The sequence below is a fragment of the Rhizobium sp. R711 genome (genome assembly GCF_002211365.1).
Classification (GTDB): domain Bacteria; phylum Pseudomonadota; class Alphaproteobacteria; order Rhizobiales; family Rhizobiaceae; genus Rhizobium.
Window position 1 is genome coordinate 120,846 of sequence record NZ_LOKZ01000039.1, and the last position, 18,124, is coordinate 138,969.

14 protein-coding genes and 3 pseudogenes are annotated in these 18,124 nt (G+C 58.8%); 11 read left to right on the forward strand and 6 right to left on the reverse strand.

What is annotated here, in order from left to right:
- The first annotated feature begins 138 nt into the window (after positions 1–138).
- From ATY80_RS27925 to ATY80_RS27935, 3 genes are all read left to right on the forward strand, one after another.
- The gene (locus ATY80_RS27925; RefSeq protein ID WP_088695517.1) at positions 139–2,481 is read left to right on the forward strand and encodes a PBP1A family penicillin-binding protein; all 2,343 of its coding nucleotides are present in this window, start codon (positions 139–141) and stop codon (positions 2,479–2,481) included.
- A gap of 257 nt (positions 2,482–2,738) precedes the next feature.
- Complete coding sequence (locus ATY80_RS27930; RefSeq protein ID WP_088695518.1) at positions 2,739–4,124, forward strand: cache domain-containing protein; 1,386 nt, start codon at positions 2,739–2,741, stop codon at positions 4,122–4,124.
- Entirely contained in the window at positions 4,121–4,765 is a 645-nt protein-coding gene (locus ATY80_RS27935; RefSeq protein WP_088695519.1) for a response regulator transcription factor, read from the forward strand. Before ATY80_RS27930 ends, ATY80_RS27935 begins: the two co-directional genes overlap by 4 nt.
- Positions 4,766–4,886: 121 nt before the next feature.
- On the opposite strand, the gene ATY80_RS29175 is transcribed toward ATY80_RS27935, so the two are convergent.
- Positions 4,887–5,036 (reverse strand): hypothetical protein, encoded by a 150-nt coding sequence (locus ATY80_RS29175; RefSeq protein ID WP_189637288.1) that lies wholly within the window; start codon positions 5,034–5,036, stop codon positions 4,887–4,889.
- On the opposite strand from ATY80_RS29175, the gene ATY80_RS27940 reads away from it, so the two are divergent.
- On the forward strand, positions 5,035–5,232 hold the full coding sequence (locus tag ATY80_RS27940) for a DUF3311 domain-containing protein (protein ID WP_088695520.1): 198 nt from the start codon (positions 5,035–5,037) through the stop codon (positions 5,230–5,232). The two genes, ATY80_RS29175 and ATY80_RS27940, sit on opposite strands and share 2 nt — an antisense overlap.
- Positions 5,222–6,697, forward strand: coding sequence for a sodium:solute symporter family protein (locus ATY80_RS27945; protein WP_088695521.1), 1,476 nt, complete (start codon positions 5,222–5,224; stop codon positions 6,695–6,697). Before ATY80_RS27940 ends, ATY80_RS27945 begins: the two co-directional genes overlap by 11 nt.
- A gap of 392 nt (positions 6,698–7,089) precedes the next feature.
- On the opposite strand, the gene ATY80_RS29180 is transcribed toward ATY80_RS27945, so the two are convergent.
- Positions 7,090–7,602 carry a hypothetical protein gene (locus tag ATY80_RS29180; protein ID WP_189637297.1) on the reverse strand — a complete coding sequence of 171 codons (513 nt, stop codon included), beginning with the start codon at positions 7,600–7,602 and terminating at the stop codon, positions 7,090–7,092.
- On the opposite strand from ATY80_RS29180, the pseudogene ATY80_RS30080 reads away from it, so the two are divergent.
- The 3 pseudogenes from ATY80_RS30080 to ATY80_RS27965 all read left to right on the forward strand — a co-directional run.
- Positions 7,547–8,378, forward strand: a pseudogene (locus ATY80_RS30080) (ABC transporter permease). The gene ATY80_RS29180 and the pseudogene ATY80_RS30080 overlap by 56 nt on opposite strands.
- Positions 8,365–8,833: pseudogene (locus ATY80_RS27960) on the forward strand (ATP-binding cassette domain-containing protein); the annotation flags it as partial. The pseudogenes ATY80_RS30080 and ATY80_RS27960, both read left to right, overlap by 14 nt.
- A pseudogene (locus ATY80_RS27965) lies at positions 8,829–9,446 on the forward strand (ATP-binding cassette domain-containing protein); the annotation flags it as partial. The pseudogenes ATY80_RS27960 and ATY80_RS27965, both read left to right, overlap by 5 nt.
- Before the next feature lie 252 nt (positions 9,447–9,698).
- Here ATY80_RS27965 and ATY80_RS27970 read toward each other — a convergent pair.
- The 4 genes from ATY80_RS27970 to ATY80_RS27985 form a co-directional block, all read right to left on the reverse strand.
- The gene (locus tag ATY80_RS27970; protein WP_088695523.1) at positions 9,699–10,208 is read right to left on the reverse strand and encodes an Hsp20/alpha crystallin family protein; all 510 of its coding nucleotides are present in this window, start codon (positions 10,206–10,208) and stop codon (positions 9,699–9,701) included.
- A 109-nt stretch (positions 10,209–10,317) separates the two neighbouring features.
- Positions 10,318–10,779 (reverse strand): Hsp20 family protein, encoded by a 462-nt coding sequence (locus tag ATY80_RS27975; RefSeq protein WP_088695524.1) that lies wholly within the window; start codon positions 10,777–10,779, stop codon positions 10,318–10,320.
- A 447-nt stretch (positions 10,780–11,226) separates the two neighbouring features.
- Positions 11,227–12,537: an epoxide hydrolase gene (locus ATY80_RS27980; RefSeq protein WP_088695525.1), complete on the reverse strand. Its 1,311-nt coding sequence runs from the start codon at positions 12,535–12,537 to the stop codon at positions 11,227–11,229.
- Positions 12,538–12,561: 24 nt separating this feature from the next.
- Positions 12,562–12,957 carry a cupin domain-containing protein gene (locus tag ATY80_RS27985; protein WP_088695526.1) on the reverse strand — a complete coding sequence of 132 codons (396 nt, stop codon included), beginning with the start codon at positions 12,955–12,957 and terminating at the stop codon, positions 12,562–12,564.
- 257 nt (positions 12,958–13,214) lie between these two features.
- Between ATY80_RS27985 and ATY80_RS27990 the strand changes: the two genes are divergently transcribed.
- The 3 genes from ATY80_RS27990 to bcsA all read left to right on the forward strand — a co-directional run bounded on the left by ATY80_RS27990 (position 13,215) and on the right by bcsA (position 18,042).
- Positions 13,215–14,156 (forward strand): alpha/beta hydrolase, encoded by a 942-nt coding sequence (locus ATY80_RS27990; protein WP_088695527.1) that lies wholly within the window; start codon positions 13,215–13,217, stop codon positions 14,154–14,156.
- A 673-nt stretch (positions 14,157–14,829) separates the two neighbouring features.
- A complete protein-coding gene (bcsN, locus tag ATY80_RS27995; protein ID WP_245306943.1) occupies positions 14,830–15,792 on the forward strand; it encodes a cellulose biosynthesis protein BcsN in 963 nt (320 codons plus the stop codon).
- A gap of 57 nt (positions 15,793–15,849) precedes the next feature.
- Positions 15,850–18,042, forward strand: a complete 2,193-nt coding sequence (gene bcsA / locus ATY80_RS28000; RefSeq protein WP_088695529.1) for a UDP-forming cellulose synthase catalytic subunit — start codon at positions 15,850–15,852, stop codon at positions 18,040–18,042.
- Positions 18,043–18,124: the final 82 nt, after the last annotated feature.

Consider the following 18,124-nt stretch of genomic DNA (forward strand, 5'->3'; position numbering starts at 1 on the left):
TTCAACCTCGGCCAACACCGGGCCCTCAGGAATCAAACGATTTGCGGCCGCAAGCTCGCCATTTACGCGATGGATCATTTAGCATTGTCGCGTTAAAGAGACGCGCTACTTTCGGGAAGAGCCTTTTAGCGGGAACCGATGCCAAATCCACCCATATCCTCAACGCAAAGTGCCAGTGACGCGGGCACGAGTGCCGGCGGCTCGGCAAGTCTGGAGTTTACTGCCAACCACGTGGCTGAAGAGGCACCGGCCTCGGAGGCAACGCCAGGAGCAACCTCGTCCACCCCAGGGGACCACCCACAACAGCCTTACAAAGCCTTTGGCCAAAGCCGAAAGGCAGCGCCGGAACTGTTGCGTGCGTTAGCACAGGATCTGCAGGCGAGTTCAACCTGGGCAACGGCCCGGGCCAGGACAGCAGCTTCCTATCTGAGGGCAAAGATCCAAAAATCAACCTCCGCGAAAACCACCATGCGCACTCTTGGCAGAGGGCTGGCTACTGCTCGGGCTCACGCAGCAAGCGGTCTTCGTGGCCGCCTTTCGAGGCCACTTCAAAATCGCGGGCTGGCATCACTTCGAGCGCGATGGTGGAAAGTCACTATCGGTTCGACGTTTCTTGTCGGCCTTATCCTTGCAGGAAGTGTTTTGGCATGGGCATTGCGAGATGTTCCTTGGGGGGAGATCCGGGATGGAACCCTAAAACCTGTCGTGGTACTGGAAACCGCTGACGAAAAACCGCTGGTAAGACAGGGGCCTTATCAAGGGCCGTATGCGCAATACAACCAGTTTCCGCCGCAACTCATAGACGCTGTCCTGTCGATCGAAGATCGGCGGTTCATGGATCATTTCGGCATCGATCTTAGAGGGGTCGCAAGGGCGTTCCTGAGGAACTTCGAAGCTGGCGCGATTGTCGAGGGCGGCAGTACGATCACCCAGCAGTTCATCAAGCTGCAATATCTCGACAGCGACCGGACGATAAAGCGGAAGATACAGGAGCTCGTCATCGCCGTATGGCTGGAGTGGAAGCTCGGCAAAAAGGAGATCCTGACGCGCTATCTTAACAGCGCCTATCTTGGTGCCGGTGCGACCGGCATGCCTGCCGCCGCGCGAATCTACTTCAACAAGGATATCAGCGCCCTCAACCTCGCTGAATCGGCGATGCTGGCGGGACTGCTGCGGGCGCCGAGCCAATGGAATCCGATCGATAACTTCAAAGGCGCCCGGCAACGCAGCAGCGTCGTCCTCGACGCGATGGCAGCCAATGGCAAGATCACCGCATCGGAGGCGGAGGCAGTCAAGGCGACCTTCGCCAAGCTCAATCCAACGACGCCAACGCCGCGGTCCGGAAGTTGGTTTGCTGACTGGATTTCGCCTAAGGCGAGCGAAATCGCCGGCCCTTCGCCAGGTTCGACCACGGTGCGCACGACCCTGGTGCCACGCCTGCAACAGATCGCCGAAAGGGTTGTGACAAAAGCCCTCGAAAGGGAAGGAAAGGCTGCGGGAGCCTCGCAAGCCGCATTGGTTGCGATGACACCGGACGGCGCGGTGGTTGCCATGGTCGGCGGGCGCGACTATAAGGCAAGCCAGTTCAACCGCGCCGTCACAGCGATGCGGCAGCCGGGCTCCACCTTCAAGCTCTTCGTCTATTATGCAGCCCTGAAAGCCGGGCTCACCTTGTCTGATCGGGTTCTCGACGCGCCAATCACCATTGACGGCTGGTCGCCGGAAAATTCCGGCGGCCGCTATTATGGGTGGGTAACACTCGCCGAGGCCTTCGCCCGCTCGCTAAATGCCGCGACGGTGGCGCTTGCCGAAGAGGTTGGACTCGACAATGTGATTGCGGCCGCACGAGAGCTCGGCATCGATGCGCCGCTTGCCAACACGCCGTCTCTGGCGCTCGGTACATCCGAAGTGAGCCTGCTCGACTTGACCAGCGCCTACGCCTCTGTCCATCGCGGAAAGGCGCCCGTCAATCCCTGGGGCATCATCGACTTTCAGGCAGCAGGGCAGCCAAAAGCGTTTCGGGTTGGTTCGCAAGCTGTGCCAAGTGTCGACCTTTCGGCCCATCAGTCCGACCTGCTTGGCCTTCTGCAGTTGGTGGTCGAGCGCGGCACTGGACGCGCAGCCGACCCCGGAGTGTTTGCCGCCGGCAAGACGGGCACCAGCCAGAACAATCGCGATGCCTGGTTCGTCGGCTTTACCGAACCTCTCGTTGCTGGCGTATGGGTCGGCAATGACGACGACACGCCGATGAACGGCGTCACCGGCGGCGCCTTGCCAGCACGGATCTGGCGCGACTTCATGCAAGAAGCGATGAGCGAGCCGGCACCAAATGGGGCTGGGTCGACGGGAGCGATTATCGATGGCCAGGACGCACCGCAATCGTGCAACATCACCGCCTGCTCCCGCAGCTATCGTTCCTTCCGCCCGTCAGACTGCACCTATCAGCCCTATTCCGGAGGTCGGCGCCTCTGCGAGAAGTAGTTTTCGCTTCGAACACGACGGTTGTCATAAGATCAGGATAGCGAAGATCGAGGCGCACCGGTGCCCATATCGCTCAAACGAAGCGGCGAGCGCTCCGCGACCGACTAAGGGTGCCAGCAGGCGCATAAGGTTCGTTCGCGGGCGCCCTCCGATCCAACGAATTTGTCGCGGGTCGAGCCAGGCTTGACCAGAGGCCATTCTTCACCCCCTACTGGATCCATACGTCAGCTGATCAAGCTGGCTTGGGAGGGTACCCATTGACCTTGAGGCACCAAATCATCGCGCTGGCGATCGTTCCGCTGGTGATTGCCATCCTGGCAATCACCGCATTCATCACCTGGCAATCGGCTGACCTTGCGCGGGACAATATTGCGACATTCGAGCAGAATATGCTGAACGCCAAGGAGACGGAGATCCTCAATCTCACCAATCTCGCGCTATCTGCCATCCAGGCGACCTATGGTGGTGCCACTCAGGACGATCGGGTCGCCAAAGACAAGGTGGCAGCTATCCTGAACTCGCTCGACTACGGCGAGGACGGATATTTCTTCGTCTACGACTATGACGGAAACAACATCGTTCATCCGCGTCAAGGCTTCCGGCATGGGCAAAACTGGCTCAACCTCACCGATCCCGATGGCGACAAGGTGATCGCCGAACTGATCGCCACGGCCAAATCGGGCGGAGGCCTGCACCAATACAAATGGCAGAAACCGTCGAGCGGCCGGATGGCAGACAAGCTGTCCTTTGTCGTCAGCCTCGACAAGTGGCATTGGGTCGTGGGAACCGGTGTCTATCTCGACGACGTCTTTGCCCAAACGGCTGCAGCCAATCTCAGCATGCGGGCCAACATAAAGCGAACCTTCGTGATTGTGGCTCTGATCGCCGTGCCCGCTGTGCTGGTCGTCTTCACCACCTGCATGCTGGTGACCTTCCACGAGCGACGCATGGCGGACGGCAAACTCAAGGAACTGACGCAGCGGGTGATCAACGCACAGGAAGAAGAGCGCGCCCGACTTGCCCGCGAGTTGCACGACGGCATTTCGCAAAATCTCCTCGGTGTGCGCTATACCCTGGATCTCGCGGGACGAAAGGTCACGACAGACGTTGATGAGGCCGCAGGGACCATCAACCGCGGCATCGAAGCCCTGAACGGCGCGATCAGGGAAATCAGGCGGCTATCGCACGATCTGAGGCCACGCGTGCTCGACGACCTCGGCCTGGCGGCGGCGATCGAGGCACTCTGTTTCAATTTCGCCGAGCGTACCGGTATTCAAACCGACATTGAAGCTTCCACCTTCATCGAGATGCTAAAGCCCGAAGCCAGCACCGCGCTTTATCGCATTGCACAAGAAGCCTTCAACAATGTCGAACGGCATTCCGGTGCGTCACGGCTTTCTGTCAGGCTTTGGAGCCAGAAGGGCCGCGCTCGCATGATGGTTTCCGACAATGGTTCGGGCTTTTGTGACGCCAAGGAAGGCCGCCCCAAGCAACCTGGTCTCGGCTTGCGCAACATGCGGGAACGGATGGCGCATTTCCGCGGCCTGTTGCTGATCAACAGTGACGCGAGCGGCACCCGGTTGACCGCGATGCTGCCAAAGTCGGCCAATCGTCCCGCCAACCAACAGGCTGAGGCTGCATGAAGAAAGGCGATAAAATCAAGGTTCTGCTGATCGACAACCATCCGCTGGTACTGGATGGGCTGAAGGCCGTCCTTGAGACATTCCACCACATCGAAGTCGTTGGAACAGCCGGCCAAGCCCAGACCGGCCTTGAGCTCGCTTGCCAGGTCCGGCCAGATGTGTTGCTGATGGACATCAACATGCCGAAGCTCAGCGGCATCGACGCGATCGAACTTTTCAAGACACAGATTCCGGAAACGCGGATCGTGATGCTCTCCATGCATGATAGCCGCGAATACATATCCTCCTCGGTCATGCATGGCGCCGCAGGCTATATTCTCAAGGACGTGTCGACCGACGAGATCGTTTCTGCAATCGAGACCGTTGCGGACGGCAAAACTTATTTCTCGTCCGGTGTCTTTGACGTGCTGATGGAGGGGCAAGCCAGCAATGCCGCCGATCCCCTTACGCCGCGCGAACGCGATATCCTTGGCCTGCTGCTTGCCGGAAAGGCCAACAAGACGATCGCCGAGACGCTGGGGATAAGCCAGGCCACCGCCGAAACGCATCGCAAGAACCTCAAGAAGAAGCTCAAGATCGCGACAACGGCCGGTTTGATCCGGTATGCGCTCGACCACGGGATTTCGACCAAAACGCTCTGAAGGTCTTCTACCCACTTCTGGGTAGTCCCGGGCTTTTCGCAGCTTCCCTCCACTTGCTGCGCGCAAATCTTCGCCATAGGACTTCGCATGGGCTCGCCGGGCGCAGCCGTTGGGAGGACTTTCAAATGCGCAACGCTTTTTTCCGCCCTTGCGGAAGACCGGCCACCAGAAGGCGGTTCAGGCTCACCTTATCTGGCAACTGACAAACCATCTTCACCACCGACAACTGCAACTTGGCGCCGGAAACGGTGCCCGAGAGGATATTCGTCATGGAAAAACCAAAGAACAGAGCAGCGCTCTGGCTGCTCGTTATTCCGTATATCGGGCTGCTCTGGCCACCTTTTTATAATATCCACGAACCGGCTCTCTTCGGTTTCCCCTTCTTCTACTGGTATCAACTCGCCTGGGTACCGGTTACCGCGTTCCTGACCTGGATCGCCTACCGGAGCATGCGCCATGACGACTGAACTCAACACCACCGCGCTTGCAGTCTTCATCTTCTTCTTCGTGCTCGTCACGGTCATGGGTTTTGTTGCGTCCCGTTGGCGTAAACCCAAGACGCTTGCCCATATCGACGAGTGGGGTCTTGGTGGCCGCAGCTTCGGCACCTGGATCACCTGGTTTCTGGTCGGCGGCGACTTTTACACCGCCTATACGGTCATTGCTGTTCCCGCGCTGGTCTACACCGTCGGCGCTTACGGCTTCTTTGCCTTGCCCTACACCATCGTCGTCTATCCCTTTGTCTTCATGGTCATGCCTGTGCTGTGGAAGCGGGCGAGAAATTTCGGCTACGTCACCGCCGGCGACGTGGTTCACGGCCAATATGGTTCCCGTGGGCTGGAGCTTGCGGTTGCTGCAACCGGCGTCATCGCAACGATGCCCTATATCGCGTTGCAGCTCGTCGGCATGACCGCTGCGCTGAAGGCGCTTGGTCTTCATGGCGAGGTGCCGCTGGCGATCGCCTTCATTGTGCTGGCACTCTATACCTATTCGGCGGGCTTGCGCGCACCGGCGCTGATCGCCTTCGTCAAGGATATCATGATCTACATCGTGGTGATCGCCGCCATCGCCCTCATCCCCTTAAAGCTCGGCGGCTATGCCAACGTCTTTGCCGCCGCGGATGCAGCCTTCCAGGCGAAAGGCTCCGGCAGCCTGCTGCTCAAGCCAGACCAGTATGTCGCCTACGCGACATTGGCGCTCGGTTCGGCACTTGCGGCCTTCATGTATCCGCACACGTTGACCGGCATCTTTGCCTCAAACAGCGGCAACACCATCCGCAAGAACGCCGTGCTCCTGCCGGCATACACATTGCTGCTCGGCCTTCTCGCCCTGCTCGGCTACATGGGCCACGCGGCTGGCTTGAAGCTTGAAAGCGCCAACGACGTCGTTCCAGCGCTTTTCCAGACATTGTTTCCGAGCTGGTTTGCAGGCTTTGCCTTCGCGGCGATTGCCATCGGCGCGCTGGTTCCGGCGGCAGTGATGAGCATTGGCGCGTCCAACCTCTTCACCCGCAATTTCTGGAAAGCCTATGTCAACCCGGGAGTGACGGATGCTGGTGAGGCAAAGGTGGCGAAGGTGACGTCGCTTGTCGTCAAGGTCGGCGCGCTTCTCGTCATCGTCTTTTTGCCGACACAGTTTGCACTCGACCTCCAGCTTCTCGGCGGTATTTGGATCCTGCAGACGTTTCCCGCGCTGGTCTTCGGCCTCTACACCAACTGGTTCCGCGCGCCCGGTCTGATTGCCGGCTGGTTCGTCGGGTTTATCGGCGGCACCTATCTCGTGTGGGATGCAGGCTGGAAACCACTGCACCTGATCAGCCTCGGTGGAGACCCGTTTACCATCTACACCGGACTGCTTGCCCTTGCCGCAAACATTGTCGTCGCGGTGGCGGTCAATGCCATCGTTCCGGCAAAAACCTTGGTGCGCACATAAGCCTAGCAGGAGCGACGGGCATCATCCTTCGCTCCTGACCTCGACCACCCCGATGAAACTTGCCGGCCAAACACAAGGTTCGTTCCCGGCCGCAGCCCTTCATTCGCGCCCGCGGCCTCATCCGCCGTCTCCTCGACTGCAATTTTCGTCTGAAACACGGCACCTCGACGTTCATTGCCGCTGACAAATCGGCAGCAAGCAGGGTGGCAAAGCTGCGACTTTGCCTCCGATCCTCCTTCACGTTCAAAGCATCTCCACTTAGACAGGAAAGCGGTGAACAGAAGGCAGAAATCATTGGACCAGATGCGGCTTTGATTTTTGGTGTCGCAGCCGTGCCGGGCTGGAAATCCTCTTGGACCGGCAGTCCGGTGCACCCGGTCGGGATGCTACAGTCACGCGGAAGGACCAGCGGTCAGGCTACGCCGGTCCTGTGCTTCCTCGGCAAGGATCGTGATCTGACAGTGCTGTCCAACGCAGCCCGGGAAGCCATCGGCGATTTCGTCACCGGCTTCAGCATCGACGAGAGTTATTCTCAGGCAAAACGCGACGATCAGATGCGGCAGTCTTTCGCCTTGTGCTTTGATCGGGTCGGATTCAATGCATGGAGTAATACCGACGAAGAAGCGGTCGCCGGACACTAATCTTTCCTCTATGTCCTTCAGCCGAGCATGGACCAGGGAAGAGACCGTTAAAGTCTCAACGGCTGGCTTGCGGATTTCCGCAGGTGTATGTTCCTTAATCGGCTGGCGATGAAAGGCAGGCCGGCGCGGTAATGAACGTGGTTGCCGACGACATCGCAACACGCGGCAGCCTCCAGCCGTTGCTGAATAAGCGCCACGCAAGCTTTTCGTGCGGATCGTCTCCAGGCTGGGGCACGAACCGCTCGGCTTGGCCGGGTTTTCCATTCTGGCCTTCCTCGTGATCGTCGCGATCCTCGCTCCTGTGCTTGCACCCTATTGATCCCGACATACAGGTCCTGTCGGACGCGCTGCAGTCGCCAAGCGCTGCCCACTTTGCTGGCACCGATGAATTTGGCCGGCACATCCTCAGTCGCCTGATCCATGGAACACGGACACCGTCCAGACGGTCCTTTCGATTTCCCTGATCGTTGGTCCGATCGGTTTGCTGATCGGTGTGGTCGCAGGCTTCTTCGGCGGTCGCACCGATGCTTTGCTCATGGGGGCGACGGATATCGTCCTGTCCTCCCCCTCGCCGATCCTGGCGCTGGCATTCGCCGCAGCACTCGGCGCCGGGTTGACGACATCGATCATCGCCATTTCGCTGACGGGCATGGCCGCCGATCGCGCGCCTTGCGCGGGCCGAGGCACTAATCGTCAGGATGCCTGCTATGTGGCCGCAGCCCGCCTCTATGGTGCCTCGCCATTGCGCATTCTGTTCGTCTACATCGGCGCCCATGTGCATTCCCTCGGTAATCGTACGCCTGACCCTCAACATGGCCGGTATCATCCTGACGGCCGCCTCACTCGGCTTCCTCGGATTGGGCGCGCAGCCGCCGGCGTCCGAATGGGGCGCTATGATCTCGAGCGGGCGCAAGTTCATGCTCGACTACTGGTGGGTTGCAGTGATGCCTGGTGTCGCCATTTTGATCACCAGTCTTGCCTTCAACGTCGCAGGCGACGCTCTTTGCGACATTCTGGATCCCCGCCATGCCAGGGCCTGACATGAAGCCAATCCTGTCCGTCGAAGACCTCAATGTCAGCTTTTTTTCGAATGTGAGTTTCGGTGTCGGGCGCGAGCGTGTTCTGTATCGTCGGCGAATCCGGGTCGGGTAAATCGACGACCGGCCGTGCGATCATGCGCCTTCTGTCTCCAGGCGCGACTGTTTCGGTAAAGCGGCTCGACCTTAACGGTCGTCCGATCCGGTCGATGTCCGAGAGGCAGATGGGAAAGGTCCGTGGCAAGGATATCGCCCTCATCATGCAAGACCCCCGCTATTCGCTCAATCCTGTCTTGAGCGTTGGGACGCAGATCGCCGAGGCGGCAAGCCTTCATCTCAACCTACGCGGCCGAGCCGCCCGCTTGGCCGCTGAAACGGAGCTTGAGCGCGTTCGCATCGAGGACGTAAAGCGCGTGATGGCGCAGTATCCACATCAGATATCTGGCGGCATGGGCCAGCTGTGGCAAGTCCACTGTCTGGCGATGCCTGCCGGGTATAGAGAAGCAATGGTCGGGAGACATCGTGCTTTCGGGCCGGGTCGTTGGCAAGTCAAGAAGCCTCGATGAGCTCAAATGCGCTCAGATGGTGTTCGAGGATCGTTACCGCTCACTGCATCCGCGCCACAGGATCGGCACCGCGCTTGCCGAGCCTTTGCGGGCGATCGGCAGGCAGGAGATCTGGCAAACCGTGGAGCGTTCGCTGCGCCAGGTCGGCCTGCCGGCAAGCTTCGCAAACCGCTTTCCGCACGAACTTTCGGGTGGTCAGCGCCAACGCGTCGCAATCGCAAGAGCGCTGATCCTCGCCCCACCGATCCTGCTCCTCGATGAACCGACCTCAGCCCTCGATGTGTCGAAAAAGGCCGAAATCCTGAACCTTTTGGCAGATCAGCGCGACGAGCGTGGAATGACCTATGTGCCTGTCAGTCATGATCTCGCCGTAATCGCCCGCATGTGCGACCGCGTGCTGGTCATGAAGGACGGTCGCTTCGTGGACGAACAGTCCAGAAGCGATCTAAAGGCCGGAAGAACCAACGACGCCTATTCTCGCGAGCTGTTCGACGCCAGTTTCATAGAATTGGATGGCATCGTCGAATGGGACGCGATGTCGAGAAGCATTTCCGCTCAGGTCACAGCTCCGATCGCATCGAAAACCCAAATGGGCGGCCGAAAGGCTGCAGGTGCCGGCGAAAAAAGCTGGTAGATCGCTTCGGAAAGAACGGCGGGGCGCCAACTTCAACGAAGGCGTTCCGGCGACCTCAAGAACCATTTCCACGCGATAGCCAGCCGGGCGCCTGCGCAACCGGCTGGCTTGCGCCGGTCGCCATTAGTTTTTACTGTCGATGCTGATCCGCTTGACGTCAGCTCGCGCCTTCTCGGTCTTCGGCAGTGTCACTTCGAGGAGGCCGTTCTTGAAGGTTGCGGAGATGTTATCCTCATCGACTTGCCGACCAAGAGCCAGCCGCCTTTCGAAGCGTCCATAATAGCGCTCGCTGAACCGGCGGTCCTTATCCTCGGTCTTCGACTTGTTTTCGCCGCGAAGCGTAAGCACACCATCTTCCAGCAGCAGCTCGATATCATCGGGATTGATACCGGGAATCTCCGCTATCACGCGGAGCTCGTTATCATTCTCTTCGATCTCTACATGCGGCCAGGTGCCGTTGAGGGGCAAGGTGCCACCGAACAGAGACGGAGAGCCGAAGCCACGGAAGACTTCGTCGAACAGGCGGTTGACATTGCGGTGCAGGGACAGGAACGGGTCCATCTCGTCACCACGGTAAGCGCTCGGAATCTGGCCACTGCCACGGCTCCAGGGGATCAAATCACGTACACTCATGCTATCTCCTTTCTTCGGTTCAGTTCTTCCCTGTTTGGCGCAACTGCTTTTCCCGACTGTCCGGGAACAGCGGATGATGGGCAGTGCGCATCACGCCAGGCTCATCACGCTAGGCTGCCTTGTCGCCTTCGATCTGCTTCGAAGCGGGCTGCGTGGGCTCGGCTTGGATTGCGATCCGTCGCGGCTTCATCTCCTCAGGTATTTCCCTCTTGAGATTGATGACAAGTAGCCCGTTTTCGAGCATCGCGCTCTCGACGTTGACATGATCGGCGAGTTCAAATCTGCGCAAAAACGGCCTCATGGCGAGGCCCTGATGCAGATACTGTACCCCGTCATCCTCCGACTTGGCGCCGTTGACCACCAGCATGTTTGCCTCGTGGGTGATCGTCAGTTCGCCCTCGGCAAAACCTGCCACCGCGATCGCAATGCGGTACGCATCGTCGCCGAGTTTGAGGATGTTATAGGGCGGCCAGTTATCAGCACTGAGGCTGGCATTCCCCAAGAGGTCGAACATGCGGTCGAAGCCAATGCTCGACCTGTAGAAGGGGGTAAAGTCGAGGTTTGTTCTCATAGCTACATCCTCCTAAGAGCAACATAGATACAAGGAGCGCCAAGAAGCTCGGGCGCTCCGTGACTGCGCCGACCCCAATGGGGCGTCGACAAGAATGAGTTGGGGTTTCCACTAGGCTGCGTCAAGAGGAAGGACAAGACTATTCGAGGGCGACTGAGGTGAAAGCCTTCATGATTTCATAGCGTTAGCACTCGATATGCGCGAGTGCTAAAAGTTTCTCATCGCCTCGTTGAACTCGAACCCGCGCAAGCCTGTTCTCCTAAACTGCTGGCGATCGGGTCTCGTACGGGGCTGTTCGACCCTTTCAACGGCATGGTCGCATCATTGTGCTCGAGGCCCTGCTCTTTCCGATTAAGCAAACCGCGAACGCCTCTTGACCGGCACCGGCGACATAGATCCTCGATGTCGCGGTTCGCGGGCCTGCCGCCGACGAAAAGACGCAGTCGCTCAAGACCTCATGTTGCGGAATGCCGCCCTGATCTCCTGACTGAAGAGCTCAGGCTCTTCCCAGGCAGCGAAGTGCCCTCCCCTATCGGCTCGGTTGTAGTAGACAAGCTTCGGATACGCCGCCGACAGCCACTCCTTTGGCGGCTTGTAGACTTCCCCGGGAAAGATTGTCACGCCGACAGGTACACTGATAGGGGTCAGCTTCGCACCTGAGACTGTGTTCTCCCAATAGATGCGCCCGCTTGATGGTCCGGTGTTGGTCAGCCAGTAGAGCGTGATATTGTCGAGGATCGCGTCCTTCGTCAGTGCCTTTTCTGGCTCGCCACGGGTAAAGACCCAGTCGGCAATCTTGTCGTACAGCCAGGCAGCAAGCCCGACCGGCGAGTCCGCTATAGCGTAACCGACGGTCTCCGGACGGGTGTTCATGATGGCTGCATATCCGAAGCCATTGTTCAGGAAGTCTCTTGCTTCGTCGAAAACCTGCTTCTCGACAGGCGTCAGAGCATCGGGCGCCGGAGTGCCGCTCTTCAATGCCTGAGCAGCATCCGGCGGCAACGTTGTGGCTCGTTCGATGCGATTGACGTGAATGCCGAGGAGGCCCTTAGGAGCCTGCCGACCAAGTGCATCGGAGATAATTGCGCCCCAGTCGCCTCCTTGGGACACGTAACTGTTGTAGCCAAGACGCGTCATGAGCATGTCCCAAATGGTTGCGATGCGCTGCGGGTTCCAGCCGGTTCTGTTCGGCTTGTCTGAGAAGCCGAAACCAGGGATGGACGGCAGCACGAGATGGAAGGCGTCCTTTGCCTTGCCTCCGTTTGCTGTTGGATTGGTCAGGGGACCCACCACCTTGAGGAACTCGAACACCGAGCCTGGCCACCCGTGGGTCATGATCAGCGGCAAGGCGTCTTCATGTTTGGAGCGCACGTGAATGAAATGAATATCAAGCCCGTCGATCTTCGTCAGATATTGCGGAAATACGTTCAGCCTACGCTCGGCGATACGCCAATCGTAATCGGTCTGCCAATATTCGACCAGTTCCCGCAGTGTCGTCGGTTGAACTCCCTGGGACCCATCGGTGACGGTTTCCCCGTCCGGCCAGCGCGTTGCCGCCAGCCGCCGGCGCAAGTCAATCAGGGCCGGTTCTGGGACCTCTGCCTTGAAGGGGCGTATTTCGCCGTTCCCACCTGTTCCCGATTCCGCCGCATTCGCAAACGACGCCAAACTCGCGTTTGACAGTGCAGCAGCCGTCCCCCCAAGCAAGAGAGCACGGCGAGAAAGATCGACAGCCGCGGGTTTTACGCTGAGGGTCATAACGTTTCCTCCCGTTCTGGTGAACTACTTCACAGGTTCAACGAGCTTCGCATTATTGGTGACGATGTAGGTCGCCAGCTCCGACGCCTTGCCATCTCCAACGTTTCTTGCAGAATGGGCGACCCCATCCGGGATGAACAGGGTTTCCCCCGCATTCAACGTGACGGCATCCCTTCCCTCCAGCTTATACTCGAGTGTTCCCTGAAGAACGTAGGCCACCTCCTCGCCAGGATGCCTGTGGTTTCCGGCGAATGCGCCGGGATCGAAGTCGACGCGCACCTGGACGACCTCCTTGCCGGGCAGGCTGATATTTTCCTTTAGCAAGTCCGCCCGCCGGATCTCGCGCGGCTCGGCTTGTGCAGCCTGGAAGGTGAAAATGGCGGCAACCATTGCCACGGGAACGATAAATCGTACGTTCATTCGATTGCTCCTTCGTTGACAAGAACGGGTGCGACGACACCCTGCTTGCCGAGAAAAATCTGGCTAATCGGTATCTCGTATGTGTCTGAGAGCGGCTAAAATGTAAGGATGTGTCGCCGCCAGCGCGTCCAGGTACAATGCAATACAAAATCGTCCGCTGCGGCGCCCCGCCAGACGTTGACCAGATGTTGTACATGCATCATTCGATCCATTCGAAACCTGGTGTCCATCGCCCCCAGACAAGAAGGAGTCTTGAGATGTTGAAGCCCTCCTTACCACTGTTTTTCTCGTTCGCCCGAAGTGCTCCTTTTGCCGAGGACGCTGGCGCAGCATTCAAGACCGCGCGCATCGAGATCGGTTACACAGACGTTGGCCCGGACATCACGCTCCGGCGCATGGTCGCCCGTAACGCAAATCCGAAGGGCACTGTTCTCTTTCTGCACGGGTTTCCAGAGACTTTGCTTGTCTGGAAGGATATCACCACCGAGCTCGCAAAGGACTACGAAGTCCACGCCATCGACTGGCCAGGCTATGGGCTGTCTTCTCGTCCGGCGCCGACCAAATTCTCATATTCGCCAAGAGACTACGCAAATGTCTTGGCTGCCTACATCAAGGCTGAGCGCATCGATCGCTCAAACCTGACAATCTACGCAACCGATATCGGATCGCTTCCTGCACTTCTGGCTGCCATCGAGGAGCCGGATATCGCCAAAAAGATCGTTGTCGGAGACTTCGCCCCTTTCAACAGGCCGGAGTACATGTACGAGAGCCTCCAGAACCTCAAGAGCGAGCCGGCTGCATCGAAAACCCGTAAGTACATGAACGAGACCAGCGCCGAGATTCTGGAAAACGTCTATCGTCGCGGCCTGCCGCCCGAAAAACAGTTCGATCTTCCGCGAGACGTCTTCAACGACATGACGCGGGGATGGGAACAGGGAGGCATCACCTCCGCCGATGCTTTCTACCACTACTATTCGCACTTCACGCGCGACCAGGATCACCTCGAGACCCACCTTGGAGAACTCAAGACACCTGTGAAGGTCGTCTGGGGTGAGAACGACCTTTATATCAAAAAAGCGATGGGCGAGGAGTTTGCGCGCCGAGCCGGCACAACCCTTAACGTCTTGCCTGGTATTGGTCACTATCCGCACCTCCAGACGCCGCAAGACACCGTCGCAGAAATTCGCGCTGCGACTTAGCGCGCACGCCCGCCGCGCTCTTGCGGTTCGTCCTCTCTTGAAAGATTTTCGCCTATGTCGATGATTGCCTTGGCACCATTCTTGCCAATGAGCCGACCAGCTTGGCGTGGCCCCTGTCTCGAGCGAAAGTCTGGTCGGTTCATTTCGCCGCCAGATGACCCCATACAGAAAGGCCCGGGACCGACCCGAAACCTATCGGATTATTTTGGCTCCAGGGCGCGGGAGTTGCCCTTCAACTACGGCGTGGACATCGCTTGCTTGAGTGATGGTTGAAGGCGGTCGCGCCCGAACGCTTCGAGCCTGGCGAGAACTCTAATGACAGTCTACTCTCCAGTTGCGACGCCATGGCGATACTCCACCAACACCGGGTGATCGGACGATCGCCAATGGAGCTGATGGGGCTTCATCGCTTATGACCGCTGCCATTGAATTCGGCCGTCGCTCCAGCTCAATGAGAGGTAAAATCGGAGCTGAAGGGGCTGCGCGAACCCGTTCTTCGCGACAGCTATGCCGATACCGCGCATTAACTTTGGGTTAACCATAAACGTCGTTTACCATGAGGTAGCGGCTCAAGGGGCCATTGATTCGGAAATCCGGCGCGAAACCTGTGCATGGATGTGGGGAAAGACGATTGCGGCGACCCGAAGCGTTCAGTCTACTGAGGCCGTCATGCTTGGCACTGATTGGGGCGCTGCTGGCCGGATGCCAGTCGTCGGGAACTGTCCGGCCCCTGAACACCTCACAAACCGTTCCGGCCGAGAGTGCGCTTGCCCTGCCTCCACCTGGGGGGCCTTCGATCGTCAGCGTCGTCGAACACAAGCGCGGCAACGGCACGGAGCAGATGATTTCGCTCTACACGTCGTCCTCGGTGTCCGGACAGAACTTTCTCAAGGTACAGTTCCTTGGTGCATCAGGCGCCAACCCCGGCACCGGAAGCGCGCCATACAGCATGATCAGCGAGAACGGCATCATACGCGAGGCTTTTCGTGCGGTTCCGGGCGTACAGATGACGCGCTCCATGACCTATCTGCAAAACAGCTATGGGCCCTTCAGCTATGCCTCGGGTCAGAGCGGTTCGGGCGATAGCTGTATTTATGGTTGGCAGCAGATCCGCTCGAGCCGATCGGCACATACACAAGCGCGCAACTTTGGAATGATCCAGGTGCGGTTGCGCCTATGTGACGCACGGGCAACCGAAAGACAGTTGCTTGCGATCATGTACGGCTACACGCTGGTCGGGACGCTCGATGGAGAAATCTGGAATCCGTTTGGATCGGCGCTCAACACTGATCCTGCGCTTGGGCGACCCGGAAATCCGATCTATCCGGACGACAATGGTAACACAAGCACGCCGATGTCCTTCGGCTATGAGCCTGGCGTGCCGGAAATCCGGTCTCCTGTCGTTCGCCCGCGCAGCCTTCAGCCGAAGGCAGAGGAGGAGCCCGTGCAATTGCCGCAGCCCACAGGGCCTCGGGTCCCATCGCCAGACGGCGCCAACGGTTTGACGCAGCCGGACATGTCAGTCTTGCCTTCAAACGAACAGACGGCACCGGGAAGTGCGGCGGCGCTCGGCCCGACGGTGCCGTCACCAGAGTGTATAGGGGATGCGGCCACAACGGCCGCGTGCCGGAAATAGACGTGAACGGGCTGGGCTGTTCCCAAGCACCCTGCCTCACTTGTCAAAGGGATAGTGATGCATAAAGCCCGAAGCATGATGACCTGGGCCATCGTTTCTCTGTGCGTGATCGTTCTGATCACGCTGCCAGTGAACCTGCAGACGCAGCTGATTGCGAGCATTGTCGTCGTCGCCATCATGGCGATCATCAAAGGGCTGAAGGCGCAAGGTACCTGGAGGCTGATTGCGCTTGCCTTCGGCACCTCCATCGTTCTTCGCTATGTCTACTGGCGCACGACCAACACACTGCCGCCGGTCAATCAACCGGAAAACTTCATCCCCGGCCTGCTGCTCTATCTCGCGGAAATGTACAGCGTGGCGATGCTGGCGCTCAGCCTGTTCATCGTCGCCACACCCCTACCATCACGGCCTTCGCGCGCGAGCAAGGAAGAGCGCTTTCCCCACGTCGACGTGTTCGTGCCTTCCTACAACGAGGATTCGCACCTCCTGGCAAACACGCTGGCCGCGGCAAAGGCCATGGATTATCCCCCCGAGAGACTGCATGTCTGGCTGCTGGACGATGGCGGCACCTTGCAGAAGCGCAATTCCACCAAGCTTCTTGAAGCCCAGGCGGCAGTCGCACGCCATGACGAGCTGAAGAAACTTTGCGAGGATCTTGATGTGCGCTACCTCACGCGTGACCGCAACGAGCACGCCAAAGCCGGTAATCTCAACAACGGCATGAGGTATTCGAGCGGCGAGCTGATTGCCGTATTCGACGCCGATCATGCGCCTGCGCGCGATTTCCTTCTCGAAACCGTCGGCTACTTCGATGACGATCCGAAGCTGTTCCTTGTCCAGACCCCGCATTTCTTCATCAACCCGGATCCGCTGGAACGCAATCTGAAAACCTTCGAGAAAATGCCAAGCGAAAACGAGATGTTTTACGGCATCATCCAGCGCGGTCTCGACAAATGGAACGCAGCGTTCTTTTGCGGTTCAGCCGCGGTCCTCAGCCGCAGGGCGCTGGAATCCCAGGGCGGCTTCAGCGGCATCAGCATCACCGAGGACTGCGAAACCGCCCTTGCCCTTCACAGTGACGGGTGGAACAGTATCTACGTGGACAAGCCGCTGATCGCCGGACTGCAGCCGGCGACCTTTGCAAGCTTCATCGGCCAGCGCAGCCGCTGGGCACAGGGAATGATGCAGATTCTGCGCTTCCGCTTTCCCTTGCTGAAGCGCGGCCTGACGCTGCCCCAACGCCTTTGCTATATGTCCTCGACGCTCTTCTGGCTCTTTCCCTTCCCGCGCACGATCTTCCTGTTTGCGCCGCTTTTCTATCTCTTCTTCGATCTTGAAATCTTCACAGCATCCGGTGGCGAGTTCCTGGCCTACACGCTGGCCTATATGCTCGTGAACCTGATGATGCAGAATTACCTCTACGGATCGTTCCGCTGGCCATGGATTTCGGAACTGTACGAATATGTTCAGACGGTTCACCTGCTGCCTGCAGTGGTTTCGGTGATGCTCAATCCGCGCAAGCCGACGTTCAAGGTCACAGCAAAGGACGAATCGATCGCGCTCAGCCGCCTGTCGGAAATCAGCCGACCATTCTTCGTCATCTTCGCAGTCCAGCTCGTTGCCCTGGCGGTGACCATCTATCGTATCTACGCCGAGCCCTACAAGGCCGATGTGACCTTGGTCGTCGGTGGATGGAACGTCGTCAACCTGATCATGGCCGGCTGCGCCCTCGGTGTCGTATCCGAACGTGGCGAACGGGCAGCGTCCCGCCGTGTCCGTGTAAACCGTCGCTGCGAATTCGGCGTCAACGGCAAGTGGTACACGGCATCCATCGAGGATGTGTCGGTCCACGGCGCAAGGCTGCATGTGTTCAACAAGCAGTTGGACCCGATGGTGATCGGCACCGAAGGAGAAATCCGCTTCCAGCCCCACAGCGGCGCAAGCATCGAAACGCTGCCGCTGATCGTGCGCAACATCCAGCCTTCCGGTGAGGTTCTTGCCGTTGGCTGCCAGTATGTGCCCAAGAATGCCCTCGACCATCGCCTGATCGCCGACCTGATGTTTGCAAACTCCGATCAGTGGACGCAGTTCCAGCAAGCGCGTCGTCACAACCCGGGTCTTATCCGCGGCACGATCTGGTTTCTCGGCCTCGCGCTCTATCAGACAAGCCGAGGGCTCGTGTATCTCTTCCGCAGCATGCGGCCCGAACGCGAGCGCGAGCACCAGGTCGCGAAGGCAGGCAACTTATGAGGACGATCATATCGATCCTGGCGTTTCTGCTCGCTGCTTGCGCGGTCGCCTCTGCGCAAATAGCGCCCTTCGATATGTCGGG